The following is a 19,747-nucleotide window of genomic DNA, read 5'->3' as shown; positions in this document are numbered from 1 at the left end:
ATCGCCAATACTGACAATAGCTCCTTTTTATGAAGTAGCTTGGAAAAAGGCGTTAGCTAATAGAGCGAATTCCTCCATTGAAAGTGATTCACCACGTCTTATTCCATCAATTCCAATAGCATCTAATATCTGATTAATCTGCTCCTTCTCTATAACAGATCCTTTGAAAAAGGTTATTAAATTATTTCGCAATGTTTTTCTCCGTTGTGCAAAAGCAGCTTGGACGATAGTGAAAAAATATTCTTCATTTAACACATCAACAGGTGGGTTTTCTCGTATTGTAAGTTTTAATACGCTTGAGTCCACATTCGGTTGTGGCATAAAGACACGTTTAGGAACGTTCATAACGACTTCAGCATTTGTATAGTACTGTACAGCAATAGTCAATGATCCGTAACTTTTTGTGTTCGGCTCCGCGGCCATTCGTTCTGCAACCTCTTTTTGAATCATCACTGTCAAACTAGAAATTGGAAGTTTCTCTCGCAAAAGCTTCATTAAGATTGGTGTTGTAATGTAATATGGTAAATTGGCAACAATATGTATCGCCTGTTCCAGGTCAAAGTTAGCTTGAATACAGGCATTGACATCCGCTTCTAAAATATCCTGATGAATCAACTGAATGTTCGAATAGCCCTCTAGTGTATTACCTAATATCGGCAACAAACGCTGATCAATTTCATATGCAACAACATCTTTTGCATGAATGGCCAGTTGCTCAGTTAACGCACCAATTCCCGGGCCAATCTCAATTACACCCGATTGCTGATCAATTCCGGCATGTTTGATAATGTTTTCTAGAATATTGACATCGATTAAAAAGTTTTGACCAAGACTCTTTTTAAAGAAAAAGCCGTATTTTTTCAGTATTTCATTTGTTCGTGTAGGTGTTGCAATATATTTTTTACTGCTCATTGTTTTCCTCCTGCAGTACACGCCTAATTGTTTGCTCAAATTGAGGCCGTTCAATTTCAAACATTTGTAGTCGTTTTAATAACTGTTTTCCGTTAGTATGTCCAATTTGCAAAAGCTCACCAAACCTATCTCTTCGTGAGCTTGCATGCGCTCCACCAATTAAGCCATAATCAACCAGCTCTTGCTTCGTAATATCACTATTTTTTACTTCTGTTAGCTCATAAACATCTTTTAATGCTTGCTTAATCGCCGTAATCGATGCATGTTCTATCCCCAAGCTTTTGTTGTGTGGGTGCTTTGCCCTTGCATCATCCTGCTTTAAAAAGGCATGCTTACAGCCAGGGACAGTCTGGTCAATAATATGCCGAATCCGCTCACCGGGATAATCCGGATCAGTAAAAATAATCACCCCGCGTTTATCTTTTGCATGTTGTATTTGTTTTAAAGTCGTATTATTTATTGCTGATCCATTCGTTTCAATTGTATCTGCATCAACAGCTTGACGAATTTTTGCTGTATCATCGCGTCCCTCAACAACGATGATTTCTTTAATTTTCAAGTTTTATTCCTCATTCCGTAAAAAAGTGCTCTTACCTATCATAGCACGGTAAGAGCATTATTATCAGTAATTAATTTATTATTTTCACTTTCACTTTCTTTCTTCCAAACCGATTGGCATCAGCCTTTGACGGGACGTGTACATCAATATGGTTACCACTAAAGCCACCAGTATCAGCAGCAATGGCATAACCATATCCTTCCACCCACACTTTCGACCCTAATGGAATAACATTCGGGTCAACTGCTACTACCTTTGCGTTCGGATTTGCCTTTAAATTCGTACCTGTAGAAGTATGACCAGAACATCCACTACAGTCGGCAGTAAAAGCTGTTGCTGTCATGTATAATACTTTGGCATTGTCATCATTGCTTCGAGAAACTGTTTCAACGACAGTAGGTTTTGCCTCTTGTTCTTTCGTACCAATTGCAACAATTTTATTTTCACTTTCCTCTATAACTTCATTGCTAATAAGTTCTTTTACCTCTTCACCATTCTTCTTTACCACCTCATACGTCTTTTCACGTACGCCTTCTTTCCCCGCTTCAATTACTTTTTCTTTCCCTTTTGCAAGCGCATTATCCTTTTTTGTTTCTGTCTCAAATGGCACCTTTTCTTCAACAACAACATTCGGTAATTTTTCAATACGTGTAATGGTAATCGTTGTATCCTCTGTGACTTTCTTATCAATAGCTGGTTTAATTTTATCATCACTGTCTTCTTTGTATGTAATATCTTGTTCTTGTAAAAATTCTTCAATTGTACTGCCTGTAGTCCAGTATTTCTGTTTTTCGCCACCATCATTAACCGTAACTTGAAAGGCCTGATTAACGGTCAACTTTAATCCATCTTTTATTGTTTCTTCCAAAGCGAACGATTTATCATCATGCTTTGAGAAAGACAGATCATTTTCTTCAAGGAATTCTTCAATTGTATCTAATGTTGTATAATATTCCTGTTTATCTCCATCAATTGTTACAGTTACTTGCTTGGCACGTTCTAAATTGATTTTCATACCATCTTCAATTTGTGCATCTGCATCAACGGATAGCTCATCATGCTCCCCAACAACAATTCCTTCGTCAGCAAGCAGTTCGTCTACGGTGTTGGCGTTTGTTTTCACTGTTCGTTTTTCTCCGTCTTCTGTAAGATCTACTTCCGCTTTCGTGGCTTCAAATAGTAAAAAACTAGAAAATACTACAAGTGCTAATACACCAAAACTCGAGATAACCAGCTTCTTTTTCGATGCCGGCAATAGCTTTGAAATAATTTTCATGCCTCTTGCCCTCCCTCATTTCCTTTCTGAGTATAGTAACAGTCTTATGCAAAGTCAAAGTAATTCCGTTTACGGTTTGTTTACAATCCAGTAACAAATGATATCCATTTGATTACAGACATTTCCAGTAATTCACTAGAGACCTTGACATGCCTGCTTTTAAGTGACCCTCTGAAAATAAAAAAGAGACTGGTTTTTACACCAATCTCAAGATTTCCAGCCATTTTTCTGTTTAAATTGTTACATCTAATTTACGACATATTACGAGATTTTAAAGAAGGAAAGGGCATTTTCTGTCGTAATTTTACCAATTTCCTCAACGTCCATTTCTCTTAACTCAGCAACCTTTTCAGCAACTAATTTAACATATGCTGGTTCGTTTCGCTTTCCTCGATTTGGATGTGGCGCGAGGAAAGGTGCATCCGTTTCAATTAATAGCCGATCCAATGGAACATTAACTGCCACTTCTTTCGGTAATGGGGCATTTTTAAATGTAACCGTGCCACCTAAAGAAATGTAAAAATTCATGTCTAAACAGGTTTGAACATAATCAACCGAGTCATTATAGCAATGCATAATGCCACCGATCTGCTTGGCATCTTCTTCTTGTAAAATTTCGATAATGTCTTCCGTTGCTTCCCGATTATGAATAATAATCGGCATGTTCACTTTTTTTGCAAGTCTAATCTGTTTACGGAACACTTCTTTTTGAACATCTTTCGGCGATTTGTCCCAGTGATAATCAAGTCCCATTTCTCCAATAGCCACTACTTTGGGATGGGAGGCGAGTTCTTCAATCCATTTAAGTTCCTCATCGGTCATATCAATTGCATCAACTGGATGCCAACCGACTGCTGCATAAATATTTTGGTGTTGCTCCGCTATTTCAATCGCTAATGGAATTGTTTCCCGGTCAAAACCGACAACGACCATATATTTAACCCCTGTATCGAAAGCTCGCTTGATTACTTCATCACGGTCTTCAGTAAACTGTTCCGCATTTAAATGTACATGTGTATCGAATAACACGATACCCCTCCTTGATAAATCCTTTTCAACCTTATTTCACCACAGAACCATTTGGAAGTGTCTGTTCAACGGTAGCAAGTGCAAGCTTACCATCAGCATCTTCTCCAGAAAGTATCATTCCCTGCGACATTTCACCACGTAATTTAACTGGCTTTAAGTTTATGACACAAATAACCTTTTTGCCAACAAGCTCATCTGGTTGATAGTGCTCTGCAATGCCTGAGATCACTTGACGCTTTTCCGTACCTAGGTCAAGCTGAAGTTTTAATAGCTTGTCCGCTTTCTTCATTTTTTCAGCCTGCACAACTTCTGCCACACGTAAATCAAGCTTCATAAAGTCATCATAGACAATTTGATCTTTTGCTTCCGGTTCTTTGACGTGAGTTTGCTTCTTTTCTTCAGCTGGTTTTTGCATCATAGCCTTTATTGCATTAATTTCTTCTTCTACATCCAACCGTGGGAAAATCGGATTACCTTTTACAACCTTGGTTCCAGCTTTAATTTGTCCTTGTTTATGAACACTATCCCATTCTTTTATGGAGTCATCTTGAATTCCCAATTGTCGAAAGATCTCAACTGGTGCATCCGTCAAGAACGGCTGTAGCATAACCGCCGCAATGCGTAAAGATTCAGTGAGATGTGCCATCACATTACCAAGACGTGACTTTTTATCTGTGTCTTTCGCCAAAATCCATGGCTCTGTTTCATCAATATATTTGTTTGTTCGACTGATTAATTGCCATAAAGAAGAAAGGGCTACCGAAAATTGCATGTTCTCCATAGCATCTTCTACTTTAGTAATGGTTTCTTCAGCAAACTGCTCAAGTGATTGATCCACTTCTGTTTCAGACGCAACATATGCAGGAATTTCTCCATCAAAATACTTTTCAATCATTGCTACGGTACGGTTTAACAAGTTACCTAGGTCATTTGCTAAATCATAATTGGTCCGTTCAACGAAGCCTTCTGGCGTAAACACACCATCAGAACCAAATGGAACTTCACGTAATAAATAGTAACGTAATGCATCTAAGCCATAACGGTCAATGAGACTTACTGGATCAACGACATTCCCTTTTGATTTAGACATTTTCCCGTCCTTCATCAAAATCCAACCATGTGAAAATACTTTCTTCGGCAATGGTAAATCAAGCGCCATCAACATAATTGGCCAGTAAATCGTGTGAAAGCGAACAATTTCCTTACTCATCAAATGGACATCAGCGGGCCAATACTTTTGAAATTTACCATCATTATCTGTTCCATAACCAAGTGCCGTAATATAATTGCTCAATGCATCAATCCAGACATAGATAACATGCTTCGGATTACCAGGCACTTTAATACCCCAATCAAAAGAAGTCCGTGAAACAGCCAAATCCTCTAGACCCGGTTTAAGGAAATTATTTAGCATTTCATTTTTACGACTTTCCGGTTGAATAAATTCTGGGTTGTCATTGTAGAACTGTAAGAGTCGGTCGACATACTTACTCATTTTAAAGAAATAGGACTCTTCTTTAACCTTTTCAACAGGTCCACCACAGTCTGGGCAATGACCATCATCTAATTGGCGTTCCGTGAAAAATGATTCACATGATGTACAATACCAACCTTCATACTCATCTAAATAAATATCCCCTTGTTTTACAAGTTGATCAAAAATCTTCGCAACAACTTTTTTATGACGTTCCTCTGTTGTTCGAATAAAGTCATCATTGGTTATTTTCAACTTTTTCCATAGGTCCTGAATGCCACTCACAATTTCATCAACATATTCCTTTGGAGAAACTCCTTTTTCTTCTGCCTTTCGCTGAATCTTTTGTCCATGTTCATCCGTTCCTGTTAAATACATTACATCAAACCCACGTAACCGTTTATAGCGTGCCATTGCATCCCCAGCTACAGTGGAGTATGCATGTCCAATATGTAGATTCCCGCTTGGGTAATAAATCGGTGTAGTTATATAAAACGTCTTTTTCTCTTTCGACATCAACTTGGCCTCCTAAACTTTTTAAAATTCTTCCTTCTATTGTAGCGATTTTATCACAAGTTTTCCATTTTCGCGCTACTGACAATGCGTAAATAATAGTTGTCGTCTACATGTTAGTCAAATAAAACTACTCGCAAAAAGAGCGTAAATTTTCGCATTTTACTAAAAAAATATTGACACTTTTGGGAAACGTTGGTACTATATTGCTTAGATGCTGTCGAACCATGACGAAAAAGATTTTTACCTATAGAGGGGAGAAAAATTATGAAGTCTACGGGAATTGTAAGAAAGGTTGATGAACTAGGCCGGGTTGTCATACCAATTGAACTTAGACGTACACTTGACATCCACGAAAAGGATGCATTAGAGATTTATGTTGATAATGACAAAATTGTTTTAAAGAAATACACTCCAAATATGACCTGCCAAATCACTGGTGAAACTTCCGAAGAAAACATATCTTTTGCAGACGGAAAACTAGTACTCAGCCCTGAAGGAGCAAAAAATTTAGTAGAAGAAATCGAATCACGCTTTATTAATAAGTAATGTGACAAAAGGGGCTGACGCATTAGAATCCTACCGTCAACCCCTTTTTTAGTTTTACCTGTTTTCTAAAAGATTGTTTTTACACAATAACGCGCACTAACTACCGCTACGGAAATCAACGGAGCACTTACTTCGCATTCAATTTGCGGAGCGGTAGAAGTGAGGCACCAATCAATAAAACACTACATCGCATTTTATATCAACTACAAAATTAAAAAGCAGCACGAAAAGAGGCTTATTTTTCAATATGGTACGCTTGATAGACATCCCGTTTTGCCATCTGACGATCCTTAGCAACTTGTTTAATTGCCTCTTTATTATGCATACCTTTTGTTTCTACATAGTAAGTTACATGTTCAATGACTGATAAATAAGCCCACCATAATGCATCATCTTCAGCAGCTTCATCGCGTACATTACCCTCTACGACAATACAAAACTCACCTTTTAACGTTTGGTCATCTAATCGCGAAATGATTTCCTCCATTGTTCCACGGGTATATTCCTCATACCGCTTGGTTAACTCTCTTGCAATGGCAATTTTCCGATTTCCAAGTTGTTCAAGTAGTACAGAAAGCGTCTCTTTCACCCTAAACGGTGATTCGTAAAATAGCAATGTCGCCTGCATGTTCTTTAGTCGATCTAATTCACTAATTTTATCCTTCTTTTTCCTTGGCAAAAATCCATAAAACAAAAATTCCGTTGACGGGAGTCCTGATCCTACCAGCGCACATAACGCAGCATTTGCCCCAGGTAACACAACAACAGGTAATTCTTTATCAATTGCGGCCCGGACAATCTCATAGCCTGGATCAGATACACCTGGCATACCAGCGTCACTTACAACCGCAATGGATTCCCCCTTTTCCAAACGCTCAATCAATGCTACCTCTCTTGTTTCCTTATTGTGCTCATGATAGCTAATCAACGGGGTTGAGATGTCAAAATGATTAAGCAGCTTTTTTGTATTTCGTGTATCCTCAGCTGCTATAATTGCAACCGTACGTAAAACATTTAATGCTCGATACGTTATGTCCTCTAAATTACCAATTGGTGTAGGGACAACATACACAGTACCACCTAATTGATTTTCAAAACTTTTTTGGATGTTCACGTGTTATCCCTCTTTTCTATAACGGCGTATTAACTGTTCCTTGTCATGGCGCGGAAGTTTCTTTATCGCATATTCCCTTTTCATAGCCTCTTCCTTTGTTTCAAACGTCTCAACTAGTTCAACTTGAAATGGGCCTCGTCCTCTTGTGTATTTTGCCCCTTTGCCACTTTCATGCATGCGTAGGCGTTTTTCCAAGTTGTTCGTATAGCCAGTATATAATGTATCATCTTTACATTTTAACATATAGACAACATGTTCAAACTCGCCCATAAATAATTTCCTCTGCCTCTTTTGTATAGGTATTATCTTGGTTATAAATATACAATGGTGGCAAAATGGTTAGGTCTGCCTTTCCATCTCTTATGCCCTCAATCAAAAGGATATTCGCTTCCTTACCCATTTTTGGATAGACTAACTGCATGCGTTTCGGTTCCAGTTTATACTTACGAAACAAAACGATAATATCAACCAACCGCCCTGGTCGGTGAACCATCGCAACTTTTCCACCTGGACGAACATGTAACTTGCACGCACGTACTACATCCTCCAAGGTACAAAAAACTTCATGCCTGGCAATTGTTAAATAATCATTTTTATTGTGCTCTGTTTTTTTCGGTGTACGAAAATACGGCGGATTACATGTAACCACATCAACATTACTTTGCCCTAATACAGGCTGCATCTCCTTTAAATCACCATGCACCATTGTTATCTGTTCTTCTAGTTTATTTAACAACACATTCCGTTTCGCCATATCAGCTAATCGTTGCTGGATTTCGACACCAGTAATTTGAGCATGTGTTCTTCTAGATAAAAGTAGTGGGATTACTCCATTTCCCGTACACAAATCTAGGATGGATCCTCTTTTTACTGGAACATAAGCGAAATGTGCAAGCAATACAGCATCAAGCGAAAAGGAAAAGGCGCTTGGACTTTGAATGATTTGCATCGTTTCATCCGCTAATAAATAATCAAGACGTTCGTCATCATGTAGTTTTGTCATGTTTGCGTCCCTTCTTTACATTCCCAATATGTACAGAAAAGCTGCCCCATCGTGTCTTGAAAGGAAGACATGGAGACAGCTATTGTTTCAGCCTTATTTCGTTTTGCTTAAAAAATCCAGACAAAAGATGCAATCTTCATTACGTCTGGGACTGCCAAATTCTAGGTTACATATATGAAATCCTTCTTCATATAGCCTTGCTAGATTGTCATACCCTTCACCCGGAATGTCTTTGGTCGACTTTTTCATACTTCCAGCGTCTTCGCTTTCCTGTTGATTACTATTTAGGTGATTACGTAAATTGTGATTTTCCATCATTAGGCGTTGATTTTCTTCAAGCAAATTACCTAATTGGTTCTTCAAATCACCAAGCTGCTCGTACAATTCACCAATTTGCTTTTCCATATCTGATACTTGATCAAAAATCTGCCTTTTGCTCAATCCTTTACACCCCACTATTCTGTGGCTTGTGCTGAAATTATTCCTTCTTCGATTAGTTCATCTAATGTATATTCAATGACACGATCTCTCTCTGGAAGCTCAATATGGATGACACGTTCAAGAATGTTCAGACCAACCACTTTCCCGTTTCCGTACGGTGTTTTTATTGTTTCTCCCAAATCAGGTAACACACGTTTTGCCGTCTCATAATCATCATTTTCGTATTTTAAACAACACATTAACCGACCACATAAACCAGATATTTTTGCCGGGTTTAGCGAAAGGTTTTGATCTTTAGCCATTTTAATCGATACTGGTTCAAAGTCACCTAAGAATGTTGAACAGCAAAGCATACGGCCACATGGTCCAATCCCGCCAAGCATTTTTGCTTCATCACGAACACCGATTTGTCTAAGTTCAATCCGTGTTTTAAATAATGCAGCTAAATCCTTGACTAAATTACGGAAGTCAACACGACCATCTGCTGTAAAATAAAAAATGATTTTATTACGATCAAATGTATATTCCACTTCTACTAGATTCATATCTAGGTTATGCTCGGTAATTTTCTCTGCACACGTTTCAAATGCTGTTTGTGCCCGTTCTTGGTTTTCCACAACAGTCAACTTGTCCTTTTCATCGGCAATGCGCATTACCTTTTTCAACGGAAGGACTACATCTTCCTCATCAACCTGCTTATTCGCTATTACCACCTTACCAAACTCTATGCCACGTATTGTTTCCACAATAACATAACTATCTATATAAACGTCGTGTTCCCCTGGATCAAAATAATATATTTTACCAGCCTTCTTAAAGCGAACACCGATTACTTCTACCAATATTTATCACCTCTGTATTTGAAGTGTAAGTTGCTCCATTACTAATGTAGGATGGACATTTTGCTTCAATTTTTGTTTTGCCTCTAGAATAGCATGTAAAATAGTCAAGACCTTTTCCTGTGAAAAAGCCATCACTAGGCTATCCAATTCATTACTTGTCTTATCAAATACAACAATCGCATCTTCATAGCCGATATGAGACATCAGAACATCTTTAAAAGCTAATAGCAACAAATCCAATCCATGCTCCTGCTCGCTTCTTTCCTTAAAGTGAGGTAACCACTTACTATGAATAAATAAGTAAACACTACCAGGATCTGTTGCAAGCATTTCTATTAATTGTATCATTAATTTTCGTGCCTGTCGAAACCACTCATCCTCGTCAAAATGCATTGCTTCATCAAAATTATTTGTGAGTGCACTATAAAGACTAGCATGTTCTGCAGATATGCCAGAGTCTATCAATTGTTGCTGGAAATGAACCGGATTTAACGGTTGTAAATCAAGGATTTGACAGCGCGAACGAATGGTAGGAATAATTGATTGACTGTTTTCTGTCAGCATTATTGCTGTTGTTTCCTTACTTGGTTCCTCAAGAAATTTCAGAATCCGATTTGCCGCGTTTAATGTTAATGTGTCTGCAGCCTTTATAATATAAACTTTGCGATTGGATTCTACTCCAGAATACATGAATTCCTTTTGCAGGTTATCAATTTGTTCTTTCTTAATCGATTGTCCCTCAGGTTCGATCCAATGTACATCCGGGTGATTCCCTGATTCAATTCGTTTACATGCATGACAGGTTTGACATGGCTCAACACCATCTTTTTGAACACAGAACAAACTCTTCGCGAGCTGAAGGGCAATTGCACCCTTTCCTGTTCCACGTTCCCCGTGAATTAAATAGGCGTGAGAAATACGATCTTTCTTCATGCTGTTTGTAATTATTTTACCTGCCAATGGTTGAATTTCCGTTATTTCAGACCACGTTTTCATTCTATTCCGTCCTTAAAGCTTTCATAGTAAAATATTGTTGAGCGCTTCCACTTTTGTTCTTAGTAAAAATATATAAAGATTTGGCTCTATTTAGCTTCGAACAGGGTGAGCCACATCCAGCTCCAGCACCCAGCGACTAGCGCGACTTCCCTCACCTCCGTACGATAAGTCAACATCGGTTCGCTTCCGCTCACCGTGTTTCCTTTATCTCCTACGGCTCAGTCCAGTCCGTACGTCGCTAATCGGGCGCTTCCGCTTTTGTTCTTACATATATAAATTAACTAATAATCCTTTAATTTCTCCAATAAGTCCTAATAAGTCGACCGTTTTCTTTTCCTGGCCCATGACTTCTTCCGTTAGTTCAATTAACTTTTCGTCGACTGTTTTTATGATAGCCAACTTCCGGTTTTGGCCATCTAAATTAAAGCTGTGTGATTTCTGCAAATCGAGACCGCTAGATACGGTTTCGCGCAAAAACCCCTTCACCATTCGTTTGAATTTAACTAAGTCGCGGAATGAACGAAAGCGGGCAAGTTTATCTCCCTGCGTGGTGATATCTTTCATTAGTTGCTGAATTTCTTGTTGCTTTAACTTTTGTGTTTGCGACTGAACAATACCATCAAACGACTTTTTACCGTCTACATTCTGTCTCGTATTTTTAGTCGCAGCATCCATTTGTGCTCGCATTTCCTGACTAATTTTCATTCGGGCAGCCCCTTTAAACCTTCTTGTGCTCTTAGATTGTAAGGGCGCTTTTCACTTTGATAGTCCAGCTACAGCGCCCATCAACTATTGTGTAGCACCGATTCCGCTATTGACACTCCACTTTTTTTACTAAAATTGAAAGAATGACTCGATTGGTAAGATGAAAACTGTAGCGCCGCCTACTTCAACTTTAACTGGTCTAGGAATGTACGAATCGGCATTCCCACCCATTGGTGAAATCGGCGCTACCATTTGTTCTCGCTGTGAGCAGTTGTCACGAATAATCTTAAGCGCCTCATCAACATATTCATCTTCGCAACCAATCATTAGTGTCGTGTTTCCTTCTTTCAAAAAGCCCCCCGTGGTAGCTAATTTGGTCGTTTTAAAATTTTCCTCACCAAGTGCATCAACTAACCGATTGGAGTCTTTATCTTGCGTAACAGCAATGATTAATTTCATGATCCAGCCCTCCCTTATCCGTTATTTTGGTTCAAATAGGAAATGATCGTATGCTTCGCTTCTTTTTCCACCTGATCAAGCGGCCGATCGGCATTGATCGAAGTGAAACGACCTGGGAATTTATTTGCTAGCTGTTGATATGCATCATATACTTGTTGATGGAAATGAATCGTTTCTAAATCTAAACGATTCTTCTCTCTATTTTTATTCGCCACTATGCGTTCTAATCCCTTTTTTGGTTCAATATTAAAAAATAACGTCAAATTCGGCATACAATCTTGAATGGCAAATTGGTTAATTGAGAATACCTCATCCATTCCTATCCCTCGTGCATAACCTTGATATGCCAGGCTACTATCAATAAACCGATCACATAATATAATATTCCCTTCATCTAATGCTGGTAACACTTTTTCTACAAAATGCTGCCGACGTGCTGCAGCGTATAGCAATGCTTCGGTACGACTATCCATTTTTGTATTTTTTGGATCTAAAATGATATCCCTAATTTTTTCTGCAATTTCAATGCCACCTGGTTCTCTTGTGACAACGACGTTATAGCCTAGTTCTTGCAATTCTTTTCCCAACGATTGAAGAATGGTCGTCTTTCCAGCACCCTCTCCACCTTCAAAAGTTATAAAATGTCCATTCACGATTATTTTCTCCTTTGTTTACCCATAAAGACACGGATACCATTTGTTATATCACGGTGTTGAATGGTAACACCCTGCTTGATCAATTGTTCGATTATCATTATATGTTCACTTGTAATTCGCTCTCCCTTTAGGATTAGCGGAATTCCAGGTGGATATGGAATAATAGCTTCTGCCGCCACATTGTCAACCGCCTTATGAAATGAGAAGGTTTTAGTTTCCTGTTGATTCATTATTTGATAAGGCAATTCTAGCATCTCTATTTTCTGTGGAAACAGGTTTGTTATATCTATTGTAGCACGACTTTCGATAATTTTTAATTGTCCATCCACGCTTTTCACTACTTTTTTCAATCGCTTCATTTGTTGAAATGGCTGAAGCCCGTGAATAAACAGCACCTGATTATGTGTCGCTAATTCCGGATAAACCCCCGCTTCTTCAAATTTATGGGCTACCTCATAACCGGAAATTCCTTGTTTCATATGTAACGTTATTTTTAGAAAATCATCGGATTCCGCGACTGGTAACAAGTCCCACATTTCAGTTGATTGAAAAATATGTCTTACTTGATTAACACTTTCTTTCATTGCCTCAATTTGGACCGAGGTAATCGATGCCAAAAATGCGCGGGCAATATCTAATGATGCCATTAGCGGATAGGAAGGACTGCTAGACTGCAGCATTTGTAAATAATGGGCTACGCATTCTTTCGCAATTCTTTCCGTGTTCATATGTAAATACGAGCCCATCGTCATTGCCGGTGCCATTTTATGTGCAGATTGAACAACAATATCCGCTCCCATCGATAAAGCAGTTAATGGAAATGGGTCCCCAAGTGAAAAATGCACCCCATGCGCCTCGTCAACTAATACCGGGATATGATAGTCATGTGCAAGCTCAATCATTTTTCTAAGATTATACGTCTTACCGAAGTAATCAGGATAGGTTAGTACAACTGCTTTTGCATTAGGGTGTTGTTGTAATACTTGCTCAAGTGTAGGTATACTTGGACTAGTATAACGATCAACCGACTGATCATAGTCTGGTGTGATAAAAACTGGATTTGCCCCACTAAGCTCTAACCCATTAATAATTGATTTATGGCTATTGCGTTGTACGATAATTTCCTCTCCAACTGAACAAGCAGCTAATATCATTGCTAAGTTTCCAACTGTGCTACCTCCAACAAGGAAAAAAGTATGATCTGCCTCGAAAAAATCAGCCGCTAGCTCCTCCGCTTCAGCGATCACTCCATGAGGTGCATGAAGATCATCAAGACCAGAAAGTTCGGTCAAGTCCAGCGGCAAAAGACCAGCAAAAGACTGCTGCGCATAACTAGGAAAAACAGCTCCATTTTTATGCCCCGGAACATGAAATGAAATTGGATCCTTTTCACTAAACTTAAATAATTTTTGATAAAGTGGTACATTTCGTTGATCTCTCTTCATTATTTCCCCGTCCTCTTTTTATCTTAAGGCTGTTTTCTAATATCACTACGAAATTAAAAAGCAACAAACATTACGAAAAAGAGCCTGTCTTAATGCTAGGATAACAAAAAAGGCCTTTGCAAGTGAAACCGCAAAGACCTGTTATTTATGAATATAATGTTGGTTGATTCATATTCTTTAATTTTTGTAGATAATAGCGATACTTTTCTTCCCTTGGTTCTGTGTGAATCATATTTCGTTCACATTCACAACAGATAAATAGTTTGTATAAGTGAATTCCTCTCTCTTTTTCTTCCTCACATATACCACAGCGTTCCATTGAAATAGTTTGTTTCATCTCCCCACCTCCGTTAGCTTAGTATCTCCTAATCTAACGAATTCTATACATATAATCTGTGAAACTTTCTTATGTTTATTTATATGTTTTAGTAGCCTGTTTGTTTCCAAAAAATTAAAAGCAGTCGGGGTTAAAAAAGGCAATAAAAAACCGAGTGCACTTTATACAACTCGGCATTCTTCTTATTGTTCTTTTTATGGAATGATAAATAACTGAATTGCAGCAAGTGAAGCTACGCCGAACAATCCTAAGAACCCTGACACAACGGTCGTAAATAGATTGATAGGAATGTGTAATCCAATTCCCCCACCGAAAACGTTAAAGAAAAACAGAAACAGTACACCAATCCCCAACTTAACTGTACTATGGGCAATGAAACGCATTGGCTTCGCTGGAGCACCGACAATAAGTAGTAACACAATTAATGCAACCATGATGGTAATAACTACAGTAGAGCTCAAATCTTTCACTCCTTCTCCTTGTCCCTTTCTACTTATTTATGAAAGGAAACGCGGAAAAAGAACCGTTAATTATAGCGAATTGCACTTACTTTTCGGTGACGTGCCTCACGTAATAAAAATAAATATTTTGCCTCGGCAAGTTTTTGTTTACAAATGCTTGATTCCATTGGTTCAATACTTTTTTCTACAAGCGAACGGATCTGTTTCCATTCATGCTCCAACGTAAAAATAGAATCTAACAACTGTTCATCAATGTCTTTTCTTTTTATCTTTTTACTCATGACGTCACCTAACCCTACAAGTATGTGTTCAAAAAACATGCCAACGAACAGATTCGACGCCTATCATTTGGAGCCTTTTTGAACAACCTCTACAAATCTCTTCTTCCCTCTAACGCTTTCGATAATGTTACTTCATCGGCATATTCCAAGTCACCACCAACAGGTAACCCATGAGCAATTCGGGTGGTACGTATACCTGATGGTTTAACAAGACGGGAAATATACATTGCTGTTGCTTCCCCTTCAATATTCGGATTTGTAGCCAAAATTAATTCCTTTACACCCTCATCTTTTAAACGATTAATTAAATCTGGAACATTAATATCCTCAGGTCCTATGCCGTCCATTGGAGAAATAGCGCCATGCAACACATGGTACTTACCATGAAACTCCTTCATTTTCTCCATTGCAATCACGTCTTTTGGATCCTGCACAACACAAATAATCGATGAATCACGTGAAGTATCCTGACAAATCGCACATGGATCCTGGTCAGTTATATGGCCACAAATCGAGCAATGGGTAAGTTCACGCTTAGCATTCACTAACGAATTGGCAAAATCCATTACATCATCATCATTCATATTTATCACAAAAAATGCCAGACGGACTGCTGTCTTCGGTCCGATTCCTGGCAATTTTGTAAAGCTATCAATCAGTTTGGAAATCGGCTCTGGATAATACATAACGTACGCCTCCTAGAACATTCCACCAGGCATATTTAATCCTTTCGTGAATTGTCCCATTGTTTCATTTGTTTTATCATCAATTTGTTTTATGACATCGTTTGTTGCAGTTAGAATTAAATCTTGCAGCATTTCTACATCATCTGGATCGACAACTTCTTCTTTAATTTGGACATCGGTAATTTCTTTTTTCCCGTTTGCTATAACTGTAACCATTCCACCGCCAGCAGACGATTCAAACGTCATTTCATAAAGTTCATCTTGTGCCGCCATCATCTTCTTTTGCATTTTTTGCATTTGCTTCATCATGTTACCCATATTTCCCTTCATGGAAAATTCCTCCTTTAGTTTATCTTCTAATCATGTATTTCCAACAAATCATCACCAAAAAGCTTCCTTGCTTCTTCCACCAATGGATCACTTTTCTCTTCAGCCTGCTGGTCTGTTTTGCTTTCTTGGTTTTGTACATATTCATTGCGTAATTCCTGCCAATTATTATCCGGAATCGGAATAATTGTCAACTGTTTTCCAAGTACTCTTTCAAGCACTGATTCACTTGTTTCACGATGATCAAGGAAAAGCGAACAATGTATCTCATATTTAAATGCTACAACAAGAGCTTGATCAGATGCCGCTGCTGGCTTACTATCTTGAATTGTCGCATGTGCAGGTGCATTCGTTTTTTTCAAGGCATTTAAAAATTCAGCCCACTCCGATTGTACTTGTTTTAATTTTGACTTCTCCGCATCCTGTAATACATGGCGGATCTTTTCAAACGGAATTTTATAGCTGGTTTTGTTTTGTCTTGGCGCCCGCCTTGGTTCAGGTTGTGGTGTGTTGTTTGCAGGTGCCGTTGGTGTTTCTTTTAATGTCTTTAATTCCTTTTCTAACTGTTCTAATCTATTTGTAAGTTTTGTAACTGTTTCCGAATCATTCGTTGTTGTGATAGCTTCATTTTTCTCTTGATTATGATTTGTAATCGTCAAAATAGCTATCTCGATGAAAACTTTCGGGCTATTTGACCACTTTATTTCCTGCTGACATTGATTCAGTCGGATAATCGCATCTTGGATCCAGCTGGCATTTACTTGCTCTGCTAGTTGTTTGAAATGATCATCAATCATCGCACGTTCCAAAATGCCCTCGAGTGTTGGTGCACTCTGGTAAAGTAGTAAATCCCGCAAAAAGTAAATCAGGTCAAAAACAAAGCGTCCAGGGTCTTTTCCACGTTGAATCAACTCATCCAACAATTTCAATGCCTTCTGGACTTCTCGCTCGTGCATCGCCTTAACAATATCCGTTAAAAGTTGTTGGGACACGCCACCAGTAACTGCTAATACATCAGCTAATTCTACGCTATCTTCACTATAGGAAATAGCTTGATCCAAAATACTTAATCCATCACGCATTCCACCTTCAGCTGCAAGTGCTACCGTGTCCATTGCCTCTTGAGAGACAGAAATTCCCTCAGCATTGGTGATTGTTTTCATCCGGTCGACAATAGCCTGATTCGAAATAGGCTTAAAGTCAAAGCGTTGGCATCTTGATATAATGGTTAGCGGTATTTTGTGTGGCTCGGTTGTTGCTAAAATAAACACAACATGCTTTGGAGGTTCTTCTAATGTCTTTAATAAAGCATTAAACGCGTTGACCGATATCATATGAACCTCATCAATAATGTACACTTTATAAGGTACAGAACTAGATGCATATTTTACTTTATCGCGAATTTCTCGAATATCTTCAACACTCGTATTCGAGGCAGCGTCCATTTCGATAATATCAGAAATCGAACCATCCTGAATACCTCGGCAAGCGGCGCATTCATTACATGGTTCCTTTGTCGGCGCATGCTCACAGTTGATCGTTTTGGCAAAAATTTTCGCAGCACTTGTTTTTCCTGTCCCACGTGGTCCGGAAAATAAATAAGCATGCGAAAACTTCTGCTGAACAATCGCATTCTGCAGTGTTCTCGTAATATGCTCTTGTCCAACCACATCCGCAAACGTCCTTGGGCGCCATGTACGGTACAATGCCTGATAGCTCATAGTCTTCGCTTCCCCTTTATAATCTAATCTAATTATACCCGATTTGAGGGGTGGATGTGAACCTAAATGTGTGATGTATTTTATATTGATTGGTGGAGCAGGGGATTAGGATTTGCAACAAAATTTCATTATTACCAGAAATAAATGAATTTATTTGGCGCATTCATACTTTCGTACCAAGCCAATAGATTCATTGTATTATCTAAATTTAGAATTATCATTTATGTAATGGCAATAGTCTTCGTGTGAAGTAAAGGAGGGGTTAGGTAAATGGAAACAGAAATTAAAATTGAACAAAATCCCATCAAACAAGCTATTTCAACACTGGAAGGGTTTGCACTAAACTTTGAATCTTCCTTTCCGAATGAGATAGAAGGAGAAAATCAACTCAATCTTTTGGACCAACTAAATCAATAAATAGCGGTTATGCATCTCTGATCAAGTCCTATCGGTTGCTAATCCTCCAACATTTAAGAACAACGGAAAGTTCTGTTGCGTCCTTAATCGAAACAGACTCAATTCTGGCTAACTACATGACATTTAAATAGCCTAATAAGGGGGAATGGAATGAAGACCTTAGATTCCGCAAGTTTACATGAAGGGATCAATGCAACACTGCAGGAAATCAAACATGTTCAAAGTAAAGTAACCGAAATGCAAAAAGGCGTTCGAGGTATTACCGATTTAGAAAGCCATTTAAAAGGTAAGACAGGGGAATCAATCCGTTCCTTTTATGAAGGCATTCATGGACCCTTTTTAATCTATCTGTACCAGTCCTTAACCCAATACAGGCAAGCATTAGAAAAACTGCAACAAGCCGTATATTCTTATGAGCCGGATGAAGAAGGATTTGTACGAGAGGAATTCTTGGACAATGACGTTCAACATGGATTGGATAAAGCGAGACAGGTAACAGAAGGGTTAGTTGACGAGGCAAATGGGATCATGGCCAGTATTGCTGATCTCGTCTCATTACCCGCACTCGACACAGAGGAATTTAACTCCATGGTACAAAAGGGAAAAAGAAAAGCGAAAAATGATGTGGAACAGCTGTATGATCTGGATCACGAACAAACAAAATCTTTAAATCAAGTAGGGGAAGATCAGAAACTACTCGATCAATACATAAATGAGATGACACGTACCTTTGCTTCCGATTATTCCATTACTACATTTGATGCATTGACAGCACTAAAGCTACCTTCCCTTCCTACTATTTTAAAAGAAGTGTATGGTGAGCCTGTTACAAAGGAAGAAGTAGAAGCAAGTTTATGGACCAAGATAACAGAAGGTACTGTTGAATTCGGAAAAGGGGTAGTCAACACGGGGAAAGGTGCGCAGATTGGTGTTTACGATGTAGGAAAAGACACATTAGTTGGCATCGGAAACACCGTCATGCACCCAGTTGAAACAGTGGATTCCATGGTGAATATGGTGGTTAATCCTGTCGATACCGGGAAATACATTAGTAATGCAATAGCAGAGTCATACGAACGCGATATGGCCAATGGTGATGCAGAAAGCCGTTCACACTGGGTTACATATGCACTAGGTACTGCCGTTACAACTGTCTTTGGTACAAAAGGTGCGGGCACAGTTACGAAGACAGGCGTGGCAACAACCAAAGCAGGTGCAAAAAAAGCTGCAAAAGCGGCTGGTGATACTGCTGAAAGTGTAAATTTGTCTCAGTTTTTACCTTATGCACCACAGTATCAGCTGGCTGGGGGAGCTAAGTTTCCTTATAATGTGGTGGATGGTAAGAATTTGAAGGATCAGTTGATTTGGCAAGCGGAGGAGTTGCAGGGGGCAAAGGGAAATACAAAGAATATATTTACGACTAAGACTCTACGAGAAAAACAACGTGCAGTTATAAAGTCCGTTGAAAGTGGAAAGGTATCTCTAAAGACTACCAAGCGAAAAGGTAATTACGGGGAAATGAAAATGGATGATTATTTTGAAGG

Annotated in this window: 23 protein-coding genes and 1 pseudogene; 3 read left to right on the top strand and 21 right to left on the bottom strand. The window is 38.7% G+C overall.

The window, feature by feature from the left end:
- Window positions 1-27 precede the first annotated feature (27 nt).
- The 5 genes from rsmA to metG all read right to left on the bottom strand — a co-directional run bounded on the left by rsmA (window position 28) and on the right by metG (window position 5,766).
- Window positions 28-912: a 16S rRNA (adenine(1518)-N(6)/adenine(1519)-N(6))-dimethyltransferase RsmA gene (rsmA, locus tag ACW2QC_RS17325; RefSeq protein ID WP_457545196.1), complete on the bottom strand. Its 885-nt coding sequence runs from the start codon at window positions 910-912 to the stop codon at window positions 28-30.
- A complete protein-coding gene (gene rnmV / locus ACW2QC_RS17320; protein WP_457545195.1) occupies window positions 902-1,471 on the bottom strand; it encodes a ribonuclease M5 in 570 nt (189 codons plus the stop codon). Before rnmV ends, rsmA begins: the two co-directional genes overlap by 11 nt.
- Window positions 1,472-1,541: 70 nt before the next feature.
- The gene (locus ACW2QC_RS17315; RefSeq protein ID WP_457545194.1) at window positions 1,542-2,747 is read right to left on the bottom strand and encodes a ubiquitin-like domain-containing protein; all 1,206 of its coding nucleotides are present in this window, start codon (window positions 2,745-2,747) and stop codon (window positions 1,542-1,544) included.
- Between the two features lie 261 nt (window positions 2,748-3,008).
- The gene (locus ACW2QC_RS17310) at window positions 3,009-3,776 is read right to left on the bottom strand and encodes a TatD family hydrolase (RefSeq protein ID WP_457545193.1); all 768 of its coding nucleotides are present in this window, start codon (window positions 3,774-3,776) and stop codon (window positions 3,009-3,011) included.
- Window positions 3,777-3,807: 31 nt separating this feature from the next.
- Entirely contained in the window at window positions 3,808-5,766 is a 1,959-nt protein-coding gene (gene metG / locus ACW2QC_RS17305) for a methionine--tRNA ligase (protein WP_457545192.1), read from the bottom strand.
- Window positions 5,767-6,030: 264 nt separating this feature from the next.
- Between metG and ACW2QC_RS17300 the strand changes: the two genes are divergently transcribed.
- The gene (locus tag ACW2QC_RS17300; RefSeq protein ID WP_457545191.1) at window positions 6,031-6,312 is read left to right on the top strand and encodes an AbrB/MazE/SpoVT family DNA-binding domain-containing protein; all 282 of its coding nucleotides are present in this window, start codon (window positions 6,031-6,033) and stop codon (window positions 6,310-6,312) included.
- A gap of 235 nt (window positions 6,313-6,547) precedes the next feature.
- On the opposite strand, the gene rsmI is transcribed toward ACW2QC_RS17300, so the two are convergent.
- The 16 genes from rsmI to dnaX all read right to left on the bottom strand — a co-directional run bounded on the left by rsmI (window position 6,548) and on the right by dnaX (window position 17,786).
- Window positions 6,548-7,426 carry a 16S rRNA (cytidine(1402)-2'-O)-methyltransferase gene (gene rsmI / locus ACW2QC_RS17295; protein ID WP_457545190.1) on the bottom strand — a complete coding sequence of 293 codons (879 nt, stop codon included), beginning with the start codon at window positions 7,424-7,426 and terminating at the stop codon, window positions 6,548-6,550.
- A gap of 3 nt (window positions 7,427-7,429) precedes the next feature.
- Window positions 7,430-7,696, bottom strand: coding sequence for a GIY-YIG nuclease family protein (locus tag ACW2QC_RS17290; RefSeq protein ID WP_457545189.1), 267 nt, complete (start codon window positions 7,694-7,696; stop codon window positions 7,430-7,432).
- Window positions 7,683-8,429, bottom strand: a complete 747-nt coding sequence (locus ACW2QC_RS17285; RefSeq protein ID WP_457545188.1) for a tRNA1(Val) (adenine(37)-N6)-methyltransferase — start codon at window positions 8,427-8,429, stop codon at window positions 7,683-7,685. The genes ACW2QC_RS17290 and ACW2QC_RS17285 overlap by 14 nt, the downstream gene beginning before the upstream one ends.
- A 93-nt stretch (window positions 8,430-8,522) precedes the next feature.
- The gene (yabA, locus tag ACW2QC_RS17280; RefSeq protein WP_457545187.1) at window positions 8,523-8,870 is read right to left on the bottom strand and encodes a DNA replication initiation control protein YabA; all 348 of its coding nucleotides are present in this window, start codon (window positions 8,868-8,870) and stop codon (window positions 8,523-8,525) included.
- A 14-nt stretch (window positions 8,871-8,884) separates the two neighbouring features.
- Entirely contained in the window at window positions 8,885-9,712 is an 828-nt protein-coding gene (locus ACW2QC_RS17275; RefSeq protein ID WP_457545186.1) for a PSP1 domain-containing protein, read from the bottom strand.
- A 6-nt stretch (window positions 9,713-9,718) separates the two neighbouring features.
- Window positions 9,719-10,708 (bottom strand): DNA polymerase III subunit delta', encoded by a 990-nt coding sequence (gene holB, locus ACW2QC_RS17270; protein ID WP_457545185.1) that lies wholly within the window; start codon window positions 10,706-10,708, stop codon window positions 9,719-9,721.
- 264 nt (window positions 10,709-10,972) lie between these two features.
- Complete coding sequence (locus tag ACW2QC_RS17265) at window positions 10,973-11,413, bottom strand: YaaR family protein (protein WP_457545184.1); 441 nt, start codon at window positions 11,411-11,413, stop codon at window positions 10,973-10,975.
- Window positions 11,414-11,542: 129 nt separating this feature from the next.
- On the bottom strand, window positions 11,543-11,872 hold the full coding sequence (locus tag ACW2QC_RS17260) for a cyclic-di-AMP receptor (RefSeq protein WP_106495629.1): 330 nt from the start codon (window positions 11,870-11,872) through the stop codon (window positions 11,543-11,545).
- A 14-nt stretch (window positions 11,873-11,886) separates the two neighbouring features.
- Window positions 11,887-12,525, bottom strand: coding sequence for a dTMP kinase (gene tmk, locus ACW2QC_RS17255; protein WP_457545183.1), 639 nt, complete (start codon window positions 12,523-12,525; stop codon window positions 11,887-11,889).
- A gap of 2 nt (window positions 12,526-12,527) precedes the next feature.
- On the bottom strand, window positions 12,528-13,973 hold the full coding sequence (locus tag ACW2QC_RS17250; RefSeq protein ID WP_457545182.1) for an aminotransferase class I/II-fold pyridoxal phosphate-dependent enzyme: 1,446 nt from the start codon (window positions 13,971-13,973) through the stop codon (window positions 12,528-12,530).
- Between the two features lie 145 nt (window positions 13,974-14,118).
- Window positions 14,119-14,310: a sigma factor G inhibitor Gin gene (locus ACW2QC_RS17245; RefSeq protein WP_457545181.1), complete on the bottom strand. Its 192-nt coding sequence runs from the start codon at window positions 14,308-14,310 to the stop codon at window positions 14,119-14,121.
- A gap of 194 nt (window positions 14,311-14,504) precedes the next feature.
- Window positions 14,505-14,771, bottom strand: coding sequence for a pro-sigmaK processing inhibitor BofA family protein (locus tag ACW2QC_RS17240; RefSeq protein ID WP_457545180.1), 267 nt, complete (start codon window positions 14,769-14,771; stop codon window positions 14,505-14,507).
- 65 nt (window positions 14,772-14,836) lie between these two features.
- Window positions 14,837-15,052: a YaaL family protein gene (locus ACW2QC_RS17235; protein ID WP_457545179.1), complete on the bottom strand. Its 216-nt coding sequence runs from the start codon at window positions 15,050-15,052 to the stop codon at window positions 14,837-14,839.
- Between the two features lie 89 nt (window positions 15,053-15,141).
- Window positions 15,142-15,738: a recombination mediator RecR gene (recR, locus tag ACW2QC_RS17230; protein WP_106495636.1), complete on the bottom strand. Its 597-nt coding sequence runs from the start codon at window positions 15,736-15,738 to the stop codon at window positions 15,142-15,144.
- Between the two features lie 12 nt (window positions 15,739-15,750).
- On the bottom strand, window positions 15,751-16,068 hold the full coding sequence (locus ACW2QC_RS17225; protein ID WP_106495637.1) for a YbaB/EbfC family nucleoid-associated protein: 318 nt from the start codon (window positions 16,066-16,068) through the stop codon (window positions 15,751-15,753).
- Between the two features lie 26 nt (window positions 16,069-16,094).
- Complete coding sequence (dnaX, locus tag ACW2QC_RS17220; RefSeq protein WP_457545178.1) at window positions 16,095-17,786, bottom strand: DNA polymerase III subunit gamma/tau; 1,692 nt, start codon at window positions 17,784-17,786, stop codon at window positions 16,095-16,097.
- A 270-nt stretch (window positions 17,787-18,056) separates the two neighbouring features.
- Here dnaX and ACW2QC_RS17215 point away from each other — a divergent pair.
- A pseudogene (locus tag ACW2QC_RS17215) lies at window positions 18,057-18,334 on the top strand (YwqI/YxiC family protein).
- Window positions 18,335-18,353: 19 nt separating this feature from the next.
- Window positions 18,354-19,747 (top strand): T7SS effector LXG polymorphic toxin (locus ACW2QC_RS17210; protein ID WP_457545177.1); only part of this gene is annotated, 1,394 nt, incomplete at its 3' end.

The sequence above is a fragment of the Virgibacillus sp. FSP13 genome (genome assembly GCF_054048505.1).
This window is presented reverse-complemented; position numbering and strand designations above follow the sequence as displayed.

Bases quoted from the DNA above. Each gene is read 5' to 3' on its own strand.
- rsmA (WP_457545196.1), bottom strand. From the start codon at position 912: ATGAGCAGTAAAAAATATATTGCAACACCTACACGAACAAATGAAATA.
- ACW2QC_RS17315 (WP_457545194.1), bottom strand. From the start codon at position 2,747: ATGAAAATTATTTCAAAGCTATTGCCGGCATCGAAAAAGAAGCTGGTT.
- metG (WP_457545192.1), bottom strand. From the start codon at position 5,766: ATGTCGAAAGAGAAAAAGACGTTTTATATAACTACACCGATTTATTAC.
- ACW2QC_RS17300 (WP_457545191.1), top strand. From the start codon at position 6,031: ATGAAGTCTACGGGAATTGTAAGAAAGGTTGATGAACTAGGCCGGGTT.
- ACW2QC_RS17290 (WP_457545189.1), bottom strand. From the start codon at position 7,696: ATGGGCGAGTTTGAACATGTTGTCTATATGTTAAAATGTAAAGATGAT.
- ACW2QC_RS17285 (WP_457545188.1), bottom strand. From the start codon at position 8,429: ATGACAAAACTACATGATGACGAACGTCTTGATTATTTATTAGCGGAT.
- holB (WP_457545185.1), bottom strand. From the start codon at position 10,708: ATGAAAACGTGGTCTGAAATAACGGAAATTCAACCATTGGCAGGTAAA.
- ACW2QC_RS17265 (WP_457545184.1), bottom strand. From the start codon at position 11,413: ATGAAAATTAGTCAGGAAATGCGAGCACAAATGGATGCTGCGACTAAA.
- ACW2QC_RS17260 (WP_106495629.1), bottom strand. From the start codon at position 11,872: ATGAAATTAATCATTGCTGTTACGCAAGATAAAGACTCCAATCGGTTA.
- ACW2QC_RS17250 (WP_457545182.1), bottom strand. From the start codon at position 13,973: ATGAAGAGAGATCAACGAAATGTACCACTTTATCAAAAATTATTTAAG.
- ACW2QC_RS17245 (WP_457545181.1), bottom strand. From the start codon at position 14,310: ATGAAACAAACTATTTCAATGGAACGCTGTGGTATATGTGAGGAAGAA.
- ACW2QC_RS17235 (WP_457545179.1), bottom strand. From the start codon at position 15,052: ATGAGTAAAAAGATAAAAAGAAAAGACATTGATGAACAGTTGTTAGAT.
- recR (WP_106495636.1), bottom strand. From the start codon at position 15,738: ATGTATTATCCAGAGCCGATTTCCAAACTGATTGATAGCTTTACAAAA.
- ACW2QC_RS17225 (WP_106495637.1), bottom strand. From the start codon at position 16,068: ATGAAGGGAAATATGGGTAACATGATGAAGCAAATGCAAAAAATGCAA.
- dnaX (WP_457545178.1), bottom strand. From the start codon at position 17,786: ATGAGCTATCAGGCATTGTACCGTACATGGCGCCCAAGGACGTTTGCG.